A 10479-nucleotide genomic window follows, 5' to 3' on the forward strand; every position below is an offset into this window, starting at 1 on the left:
TGCGTCTAAAATTTTATCTTTGTAGCTAACGTTCGCGATACGATACATTAGGCTTGTAATATGATCCGGCGTAAAAACTTGACCCGCTTCACTCTTGCCCTTATAGCGAGTAAATTCGTTAAAGAAAATTCCCATAACGTCTTTACCGTTCCAACTTTCGGCTTTTATATAGCCTGAAATCGAAACGACATCGTCGATAAAGCTATCAATCGCTTTTTGATTTTTTGTATAGTTAAAACTGATTAGATTAAACTGCTCTTTTATGATGTCTAGCTTTAAATTTAACGCCTTTTGTTCACTATACGAGCTTTCGAGAGTTTTTATGATTTCGCTTTGTAGCGTTGCGAAATCGCGCCCTTTAAGACCGGCTAAATTTGCGCCTTTTCTATCGGCTACCAAAGCACAAGCCGTAAAAATCATCCTATGCTTTAGGTTGTTGATGCCAAAATTTATATGTAGGTTATCATTTATTGATTTGGTACATGAGTAAATTTTAGGCTTATCTATATTGCTCTGAGTAAATAGCTTAAGATAGTAATCTTTGCTAAAAAGCTCACTATCTTCTCTATAAAATTTATCGTTTTTATAAATTATCGCTTCGTTGCCATTGTATAAAATACCTATTACTTGATTGTATTTGCTTCTTGTTATGTTTATATATTCTTGAAGTTGCGGTAAATTTTGATCCAGATTTGAATTCGGCTCATAGGCTTTGGTCTCTAAAATTATAGCGACTTCGTTTATATCGTGCGGAAAATACCAACCGTCGGGCTTTTTATTAACCCCGCTAAAACCAAGTTCATTAAACGTAGTTATTTGTCCGACACCACTTTTAGCATATTTTGAATCTTGAAATTTTAGTAACGCTCCAGCATTTTGCCTAATTACATCTTCGCTAACTCTCGAAGTCCCATACATCATAACAATTTTCCTTAATTTTGCCTATATATTACTATTAATCTAATGAGCGGCACGTAGATTTTTATCCTACATACACCCAAGGATAAGATCGCATAATTTGTGATCCATCATATTTCATTTGGTTCAAGTTTTATTCCAAATTTAAACCAAACTCTAACTCTTTTTCGTAGCCTTTGCATACGCCGCGACGTATTCAAAGCCCGAATATAGCGTCAGCGTAACTGCGATCCAGAGTAGGGCGTTTGCATATGGCCACTGCATCGTTAGCCAGCCGATAGCGATCATCTGAAAGACTGTTTTTACCTTGCCCGCCATCGACGCGGCGACCTCTACGCCGTCGCCCGCCATAGCAACTCGAAGGCCAGTGATAAAAAACTCGCGGATTAGGATTAAGTAGATCGCCCACGGGCTAGCGCGCCCGATAAACATAAGCCCCAAAAAGCCCGCAAGCGTCAGCATCTTATCGGCGAGCGGATCGATGATGGCGCCTAGTTTGGTCTTCTGGTTCCAAGAGCGCGCGATATATCCGTCAAAAAAGTCCGTGACGGAGGCGATAACGAATACGAGCGCGGCGAAATAATCGATCCAGCTGACATGCACCGAGCCTACCATGCCGCCGTTCGCATGGCCGGCTAGTAGGATCAGCCAAAAAAACAGCGGCGCCAGCGCAACGCGAAAGCTCGCTAAAATATTGGGTAAATTTAGCATTATTTAAAGGTCGTTCCGCCGTCGACGATGAAGGTGTGCCCCGTCACCCAGCTAGCTTTGCTCGAGCATAGAAATAAACATGCTCCAGCCAAATCCTCCGGCTGCCCCATGCGTCCTAGCGGGCTAAGCTCGGCGGTTTTATCGCGTACCTCTTCGTAGTTGGTAAAGGCTCGCAGTGCGTCCGTCTCGATCGGCCCGCCGCTAACGACGTTTACGCGGATATTTTTCTCGCCGAGTTCGGTCGCGGCGTAGCGCGCCATCGCCTCGACGGCGGCTTTTGCCGTGCCGTGGCCCGCGTAGTTTTCGATATAGACTAAATTTCCAGTGGAGCTAAGCGAGATGATCGAGCCGCCGCCTACCGCTTCCATACGTTTTGCGGCTTCTTGCGCGCCCACGACGAAGGCATTTACCGTCGCGGTAAAGATATTATTGATGCCGCGCGGCTTTAGCCTCATAAATTTAGTGTATCCGCCCGCGACCGCGCGACCCGAGATGATGGCGTTTGAGATGAAAAAATCCACTCGCGCAAAATCTTCGTCGATCTTAGCAAAGAGCTCCTTGTAGGTCTCGGGCTCCAAGATATTGAGCGCATAAGCGCGCGCCTTGATGCCGTAAGCCTTCTCAAGATCGGCTGCTTGCGAAGTCGCTAGCTCCTCGTTGGAATTATACGTAAAAGCGATATTTGCCCCCGCAGCTGCGAATTCCAAAACTATCGCCCTGCCTATGCCTCTCGTGCCGCCGCTGATAACTAGCGTTTTTCCTTTAAATTCGTTCGTCAATTAAAATCCTTTGATAGTGTATTGTTTCATTACGTTTTCTATTTTTTTGAGGTTTTCCGCGCTAGGCTCGCAAAGCGGCAAGCGGTACTCTAAACTCGGCGTTAGGCCTGCAATATACATCGCCGCTTTGATCGGGATCGGATTGCTCTCGCAGAATAAAATTTTATTGATCGCGTAGAGATCGTCGTTGATCTGCTTGGCTTTTAAAAACTCATTTTGCAGCGCAAATTTCGTTAGTCTCGCCGTGTAATCGGGCAGTAAATTTGCCGTAACGGAGATCACGCCCTTGCCGCCGTTGCTTAGGATCGGATAGTTGATCGCATCCTCGCCGCTAAGCACGCTAAGGCGTGGCTCGTGCGCGAGTAGATCTACGCATTTATCGATGCTGCCGCTAGCTTCTTTGACGCCGTAGATGTTTTCGCAGTCGTTAAAAAGCTTGATGATCGTATCTGCGGCTATGTCGCAGCCGGTGCGACCGGGGACATTATATAGTAGCACGGGCAGATCTACCGAGCTCGCGATCGCTTTGTAGTGCAGATACAGCCCCTTTTGGGTGGGTTTGTTGTAGTAGGGCGCTACGGATAAAATTCCGTCCGCGCCGTGAGCCTGCGCAAACTGCGCTAGCCCGATCGCTTCGTGAGTTGCATTGCTGCCCGCGCCTGCTAGCACCTTGACGTCCGTGCCCTTGCACGCATCTACGGCGATCTCGATACAGACGCGATGCTCATCGTGCGTCAGCGTCGCGCTCTCGCCCGTGGTACCGACGGGCACGACCGCGCTTATGCCGTTTGCGATCTGTCTTTTGATGAGCTTGGAGTAGGTCTGCTCGTCCAGTTTGCCCTCTTTAAAAGGCGTGATCAGCGCCGTCATAGAGCCGATTATGACATTTTTATTCATCGTTTTCCTTTCGTAAGATAATGCTCGTGGAATTTTTGAGACTTAGATAGGTCTTCATCGCTTTTTTAACCGCGTTTTTATCCAGGCTTTTGATCTCGCGCTCCAGCCTAAATAGCGCGTCCAGATCGCCGCGGACGATGTAGCTGCCGTACATCTGCGCTACCTTGCTAGCGCTGTCGAGGGAGTAGATCAGATCGCTACTTAGGGTGTTTTTGATCTTTAGCATATCGTCGTCGCTTATTTTAGCTTTTTTGGCTTTTTCGATCAGCGCTAAAATTTCATCTCTCAGCGTCTCGCCGCTTACGCCTTGGTTGCAAACGGCAAAGACTATAAATAAATTCTCATCCTTACCGCTCATATCGTAGATGTTGATCTGATTGGCGAGCTTTTTCTCATCGACCAGCACGCGCTGCAAAAGCGAGCTCTTGCCGCCGCTAAGATATATATCCATCGCTTTGATCGCCGCGGCGTCAGGATGGTTAAACGGCGGAATTTTAAAGGCGACTGCAACGATCTGCGCCTCGCTGTTTTTGTAAATAACGCTAAGCTTCTCGCCGTCTTGCGTAGGCTCGGTGCAGTGAAGGCGCGGAATTTCGCTCTTGTTTTTTACCGGAGCGAAGTATTTTTTAGCCGCATCAAACGCCGCCTTTTCGCCGATGTCGCCGGTGATCAGCAGCACGGCGTTTTGCGGCTGATAAAATTTAGCGTGAAATTCTTTGATATCTTTGATGCTCCAGTTTTCGATGTCCTTGCGAAAGCCGATCGGCGTCCAGTGATACGGGTGATACAAAAACGCGGCGTTGTAGAGTCTGAAAAATAGATATCCGAACGGATCGTTATCGGTGCGCCACAGCCGCTCTTCAAGCACGACCTTGCGCTCGGGCTGAAATTCTTTGTCTTTGAGGCTTAAATTTTGCATTATGTCGGCGTAAAGATCCAAGCAGACCTCTAAATTTGAGCTCGCGCACTTGATGAAGTAATGCGTGTAATCAAAGCCCGTGCTTGCGTTGTTCACGCCGCCGAATCCCTTTACGATCGCGTCGAACTCGCCTGCTTTGCGATTTTTCGTGGATTTAAAATTTAGATGCTCCAGCATGTGCGCGATGCCGCTTTTGCCCATCGTCTCGTCGTGCGAGCCGACGTTGTAAAACACGTCCACGCTGATGACGCCGCTGCCTTTATTCATCGGGATGTGATAAATTTGAAGCCCGTTTTGCAGCGTGATTTTCTTAAATTTCGGAAACATTAATCTTTTTTAGCCTTTCATTTTTTTGCTTGAGTTTTGCTCTGCGTCTTGGGAGCCGCTCGCTTCTTTGGTCTCTTTAGCCTCGGCATTTTTAGTTTTTGCGCCGCTTTGCTTTGCGTTTTTGGCTTTTAAGCTTTTGCTTTCCGCGCTGCTTTTTGGTGCGGCTTTAGTTTTAGAATTTTTGCTTTCTGTGTCGTTTTTTGGCGCGGCTTTAGTTGCGGTTATATTTTTCTGCGCGGTTTTAGTTTTTGCGGTTTTGCTCGCCGCGCCGCTTTGTTTTGCGTTTTTGATCTCTAAATTCTCGCTTTTTGCATCGCTTTTCGAGAGATTTTTTGCTTCGGCACCCTTCTGCTGCGAGGCGTTGTTATCCTGCACGACGTTCTTCCGTAGGGCGTCATCATCCTTCGCAGTATCTTTTTGGGCGGTACCTTTTTGCGTAGCATCTTTTGAAATTTTACCGCGTTTGGAGGTTATGCCGCTTTTGGAGGTAGTTTTTGAAATTTTATCCTGCTTCTGATCAGCGCTGCCTTGCTTTGTGCTTTTAGCCTCTAAATTCTTGCTCTCTGCACCAATTCGCTTTGCGCTTTTAATTTCGGAATTCTCGCTCTGCATGCTGCCTTGTTCAACTAAACTTTGATCTGTCGCAGTATCTGTGTTTATCAAAGCATTTAAATTCGCCGAAGCGTCGGAATTTTCATCCACTTCGGAGTTTAAGTTTGTTTGAGCGGTTGGAATTTCATCTGTTTTAGCGGTGAGAATTTCATCAGCTTGAGTGCTTAAAATTTTGCTTTCGCCGTCGTTTAAAATTCCGTCCGCATCCTTGCTTTTGGGCTCGTTTGAAATTTCGCTCGTTTCCTCGCCTTTGGCTGCGTTTGAAATTTTATCCGTTTTAGCGTTCGTGTCTTTGTCTTCGCAAGCGCCAAAGTTCGCGCCGTTGCCGAGGTTTTTGGCCTGATCGCTTCTGGTGCCGTATCCTTCGCCCGCGCGATCTTTTAAATTTACCCCAACCGCCTTGCTGATGCTATTAAAGCCGTCTGCGCGTAAAAGCTCCGCTAACCCCTCGTTGATCGATTTTGCGACGAACGGACCCTTGAAGATAAAGGCGGTAAAAATTTGAACCAGGCTCGCGCCCGATTTGATGCGCTCGTAGGCCTCCTGCGCGCTGTCTATGCCGCCGCAGCTGATTAGGATCGTGCGGCCGAAGAGCTCGCGAGCGACCTGTGCGAAAAGCTTTCGCGATTTTTCGGTGATCAGTCTGCCGCTTAGGCCTCCGAAGTCTCTAGCGTTGGGACTTAGCGAATAATCGACGCTCGTGTTGTTTATGATGATGCCGCTTGCGCCGCTTTGCACCGCGCACTCGCACAGCGCGATCGCCTGATCCGCGCTCATATCGGGCGCCAGCTTTAAGACGAGCGGTCTGTTCGTGATTTTTTTCATCGCTCCGATCAGCTCGCTTATGAAGCTGTTTTCTTGCAAAGCACGCAGATTCGGAGTGTTCGGTGAGCTTACGTTGATGATGAAAAAATCGCACAGCCCGTTAAATTTACTGCCCAGGGCTTCGTAATCGCTTAGCGCGTCCTCGTTCGAGGTGGCTTTGTTTTTGCCGATATTTGCGGCGATCGGGATTTTAAAAGGATAAATTTTTCGCACGCGACGCTCGATAACATCGGCGCCTTCGTTGTTAAAGCCCATCGCGTTTTGGATGCTCTGCTCGCTAACGAGACGAAAAAGTCGCGGCTTTTCGTTACCGCTTTGAGGGCGCGGCGTAAAGGTGCCAAAATCGATGTGTCCGAAGCCAAGAGCGGCCAGCGGCGCGATCATCGTGGCGTTTTTGTCGAATCCGCCCGCGATACCTACGGGGTTATCGAAGCTTAAATTCCATATATTTTGAGTTAAAATTTCATCTTTATAAACGCCGAATTTTGCCAAAGCCTCAAGCCCGCCCGGAGTCGCATAGAGCGCGCGAAGTCCGAATTCTGCGATCTTGTGAGCGGTTTCTGGATCAAATCGAAAAAAGATTTTTTTCAAGGTATCGTAATTCATAATTTTTCCTCAAATTTTGCATAATGGTAGCTAAAATTTAATTAAATATAGATAAGGATTTCGCGCTGAATTGCAATTTGCGGCGGTTAAATTTAGTTTTAGAATTATGCGAGAGATGCCGGTAAAATTTCTACGGTTTGCAATGAGCGGTTTAAATTTACGCAGAAGTCTAAAGATGCGCGGCGTAAATTTTATAAATTTAGCTCGCCCTGGTACGTGCCGAAACGCGCGGTATCCGTGGCACAGCTCGCGGTGCAGGGGTTGTACGCGATTTTATCCTGCGCCGATCTGGACTCAATCCCGCTGAAGCTAAATTTTAAAATTTAAAGCGTCCACTCGCGCCGTTTGAGCTTTAGCGCGCGTCTTTGTCAGCGAAAGCAACGATCATCGTGCCCAGAGGAATGATCGTAACGCCCAAGATAATCGCTAGCGGGTTTAGCAAGGACAGCTTGGCAAGCAGGTAGATCGCCGCCACGAGCGCCGCGTAGGATAGAATTTTAAACGGAGAGAAAAACGCTCCAGCGAAATTGCTCCGAACTTCGCTCCGCTCAAGCTCGCCCTCCCAATCATCGACGCTGCCGCCCGCGCCGTCGAGATCATGATTTGATCCGTCGCGCGTGCCGCCAATCCCACCCCCAAAATCGCTCGTACCGTCGCCCGACTCGCTGCTATCTACATCGCTGCCACGATTGCCGCTATCTGCGCCATCGCTATGATTGCTACTATCTGCACCGCCGCTCCAGCTACTACTATCTACGCCGCTGCCCAGATCGCTGCTCGATGCATTTTTCAAGTCGTCGCAACGCTCGCCTATGCCGCCTTGCGAACTATCGCTAGCTTTGTCGCTTATACCACCGTGTAAGTCGCTGCAAGTCGCGCTGCCATTCATATTAAATTTATCGGCGGCATGTCCTAAAGCGGTCGCGTCGCAAGCGGAGGTTTTGTCGTCGCTCTTTGTAGAATTTACGTCGCACTCGCCAGCGGCGGTTGTGCCGTACTCGGCGTCTAAATTTGAACTGCGAGTAAAATTTATATCAGCGGTAGAGTTTACGGTACACTCGGCGGCGGTTTCGTCGTGCGTAACGCGGCTATTGCCGTTTTCGATGCGGGTCTCGCCGCTTGTGAAATTTACGGCGCCTTCAGAATTTTGAGTGTTTAAAATTTCGGCGCCTAAATTTAGGCTGCTAAAATTTTCGCTCTTTAAATTTTCGACGTCACAAATTTCGCTGTATAAAATTTTATCGTCGCCGCTTGCGACGTCTCGGTTTTTGCCGCCGCAGCTTGCAGAATTCGTATCGTTTGCGGAAGTTTTGCCGCTTATAAAATCGGCGGAATTTTTAGAGCTTTGCCGTAAAATTTCATCGTATTTGCCGGCTCTGAGCTCATCTTCTATTTTGTTGCGGTAAGCGCGAAACGAAAAATATACCGCGCCGAATGCGCCTAAAAATCCAGCCTCCAAGCTAAGAAGCCACGCAAGCGCCCGCACGCCGAAAGAGCCCGTGCCGAAAAATCCTGCACCGCAAAGCGCTAGCCCGAGCAGGGCAAACGCCGCGTTTAGCGCGCAGTATATGAGCAAAAACCGCCTATTCAATCCCGCTCATCCAATTCGTCATCGTCGAAATTTTTCGGATCCGCCTTGTATTTCGGATCGTCCTCGAGTTCCTTTAGGCTCAAATTTAGCGCCTTGCACGCGCGGTAAACGTTCAAAAACGCCGCCGCGATGCCGATAGCGATGCCGAGCCATAATAAAAGCAGCGAGTCCGTGAGGTGCCGCAGCCCAAGCCCGATCGCTACGCCGATGCCGATCGCTACGACGATTGAGATGCCTAGGCTGATGTCGCAGGCTCCCTTTACGATTTTGTTTAAATTTTTCGTTACTCTCATCAAAAATCCGTAAAATTTTAAAATGCAGCCCTTAAAGCGTCGCCATCGCTTCATCCGCGGCGTTTAGCGCAAAGTCGATCTGCGTTTCGTTCATCGTAGAGCAGATAAAGCCCGTCTCAAACTGACTAGGCGCCAAAAATACGCCGTGCTTAATCATCTCGCCGTGAAATTTCGCAAAGCGCGCGGTGTCTGCCTGCAAGGCGCCGTCGTAGTCGCGTACCTCTTCGTCTGCGAAAAAGTAGCCGAACATCGAGCCTACGCATGCGGTTTGCAGCGCGATGCCGCGACGCTGCGCTATGGCGCAAAGCCCATCCGTAAGCCTACGCGCCAGCTCGCCTAGCCTTTCGTAAAGGCCGCTGCTAGCGTAAATTTTACTTAGGCTAGCGATGCCCGCAGCCATTGCGACAGGGTTTCCGCTTAGCGTGCCTGCTTGATACACCGCTCCTAGCGGGCTTATCATATCCATGATTTCGCGCTTGCCCGCAAATGCCGCCACGCTCATGCCGCCTCCGATGACCTTGCCGAAGGTTACCAGATCGCCGCGGACGCCGTAGATGCCGTAGCTGCCTAGCTCGCTTGCGCGAAAGCCGCTCATTACCTCGTCGATTATTAGTACGATCTTTTTCTCGTCGCACAGCGCGCGAAGCTCGGTAAAAAATTCGGGATCCGCCGGCACCAAGCCCATATTTCCCGCAATCGGCTCGATTATGATCGTGCCGATGTCGTTTTGAGCTAGGACGTCCTTTACGCTTTGTATGTCGTTGTATCTGGCTAGGTAGGTGTTTTTTGCGACGTCCTGCGGTACGCCCGCGCTGCTTGCATTACCGAAGGTGCTTGCACCGCTGCCCGCCTTGACGAGCAGACTGTCGCTGTGACCGTGGTAGCAGCCCTCAAATTTTAAAATTTTATCCCGTCCGCTAAAAGCGCGCGCAAGACGGATCGCGCTCATCGTAGCTTCCGTGCCGCTGCTGGTAAAGCGGATCTTATCTAGGAAATCGAATTTTTTTAGCACCAGCGAAGCAAGCTGCGTCTCAAGCGGACTGGATGCGCCGAAGCTTAGCCCCTTTTTGGCGGTTTGCACGACGGCGCGCTCTATGTCAGCGTCAGCGTGACCGAAGATGAGCGGACCCCAGCTCTGCACGAAGTCGAGATATTTTTTGCCCTCGACGTCGTAGATGTACGAGCCCTCGCCGCGATCTACCATAAAAGGCTCGCCGCCTACGTTGCCGAATGCTCGCACCGGCGAATCTACGCCGCCTGGGATAAGTTTTTGTGCTGCTAAAAATTCATCGTGATTATTCATTTTTTCTCCTTCTTTTTGGGTTGATTTATCGATTTTATATATTTGTAGATGATGATGATTTCGTTTTGCGTCAGAAAGTAGCTCGGCATCACGTCGCGCGAGCTACTGATCCCGTCGGCGAGCTCCTGAAGCGAGAGATTATTAATCGGCGGCGCGTTTAGGGCACGCTCGTAGTAGGCGCCCGCGGTGCGGTTAAATTCTTTATACGTCGCGATCAGCGAGCCTTCGCCCTTTTCGCCGTGGCACTTGTCGCAGCCGATGCCGCGGGGGTTTTTATACAGCATCGCGCCGTATTCTTCGTCGGTGATGAAGCTATCGGCACACAAAATACCCGAAAATAGGGCCAGTGCAGGTAGATTTCGCATTAGATTTTTTGATAAATTTTGCATTAAATTTTAAACGGCTCGCTTTGAAAAATTTGGCGCAATGATATAATTTTTGAGCTTAAAAGCAAATACAGCGGCGCGAGAGGAGGAGAGGCTAGAATTTTAAAATTTTAAAAGCCTACGCTATATTTTATATGTTATTTTTTAAAATATAAATTCTAATCAATTTTGTGGTAGTGTGACAGAGGAGGCAAGGAAAGTACCTTGCCCCTTAAAATTTAAAACATAATCTCAAACCCTGCATTGATAGCCCCGCCTCTTGTTTTACCTATGTAGCCCTTGCCTCCTAGGCTAAAGATTAGGTTTTTACTC

General features: G+C 48.7%; 9 protein-coding genes and 1 pseudogene. All 10 read right to left on the minus strand.

The window, feature by feature from the left end:
- The coding region (locus tag KH703_RS09800) for a hypothetical protein (RefSeq protein ID WP_304295710.1) at positions 1 to 921 on the minus strand (921 nt) is incomplete at its 3' end.
- A 153-nt stretch (positions 922 to 1074) separates the two neighbouring features.
- Positions 1075 to 1632: a CDP-diacylglycerol--glycerol-3-phosphate 3-phosphatidyltransferase gene (gene pgsA / locus KH703_RS09805; protein WP_304295720.1), complete on the minus strand. Its 558-nt coding sequence runs from the start codon at positions 1630 to 1632 to the stop codon at positions 1075 to 1077.
- Positions 1629 to 2408 (minus strand): enoyl-ACP reductase, encoded by a 780-nt coding sequence (locus KH703_RS09810; RefSeq protein WP_291937459.1) that lies wholly within the window; start codon positions 2406 to 2408, stop codon positions 1629 to 1631. Before KH703_RS09810 ends, pgsA begins: the two co-directional genes overlap by 4 nt.
- Positions 2409 to 3305 (minus strand): 4-hydroxy-tetrahydrodipicolinate synthase, encoded by an 897-nt coding sequence (dapA, locus tag KH703_RS09815; protein WP_297880386.1) that lies wholly within the window; start codon positions 3303 to 3305, stop codon positions 2409 to 2411.
- The gene (locus tag KH703_RS09820; RefSeq protein WP_304295715.1) at positions 3298 to 4551 is read right to left on the minus strand and encodes a pitrilysin family protein; all 1254 of its coding nucleotides are present in this window, start codon (positions 4549 to 4551) and stop codon (positions 3298 to 3300) included. The genes dapA and KH703_RS09820 overlap by 8 nt, the downstream gene beginning before the upstream one ends.
- A 990-nt stretch (positions 4552 to 5541) precedes the next feature.
- Positions 5542 to 6594, minus strand: a pseudogene (locus KH703_RS09825) (quinone-dependent dihydroorotate dehydrogenase); the annotation flags it as partial.
- A 352-nt stretch (positions 6595 to 6946) separates the two neighbouring features.
- Positions 6947 to 8170, minus strand: a complete 1224-nt coding sequence (locus KH703_RS09830) for a hypothetical protein (RefSeq protein ID WP_304295717.1) — start codon at positions 8168 to 8170, stop codon at positions 6947 to 6949.
- Between the two features lie 11 nt (positions 8171 to 8181).
- Positions 8182 to 8478: an AtpZ/AtpI family protein gene (locus KH703_RS09835; protein ID WP_304295718.1), complete on the minus strand. Its 297-nt coding sequence runs from the start codon at positions 8476 to 8478 to the stop codon at positions 8182 to 8184.
- A 31-nt stretch (positions 8479 to 8509) separates the two neighbouring features.
- Positions 8510 to 9781 (minus strand): glutamate-1-semialdehyde 2,1-aminomutase, encoded by a 1272-nt coding sequence (gene hemL / locus KH703_RS09840; RefSeq protein ID WP_304295719.1) that lies wholly within the window; start codon positions 9779 to 9781, stop codon positions 8510 to 8512.
- Entirely contained in the window at positions 9778 to 10146 is a 369-nt protein-coding gene (locus KH703_RS09845) for a cytochrome C oxidase subunit III (protein WP_297942155.1), read from the minus strand. The genes hemL and KH703_RS09845 overlap by 4 nt, the downstream gene beginning before the upstream one ends.
- Between the last annotated feature and the right edge of the window lie 333 nt (positions 10147 to 10479).

This window comes from Campylobacter gracilis (assembly GCF_018374135.1).
Taxonomy (GTDB): domain Bacteria; phylum Campylobacterota; class Campylobacteria; order Campylobacterales; family Campylobacteraceae; genus Campylobacter_B; species Campylobacter_B gracilis_A.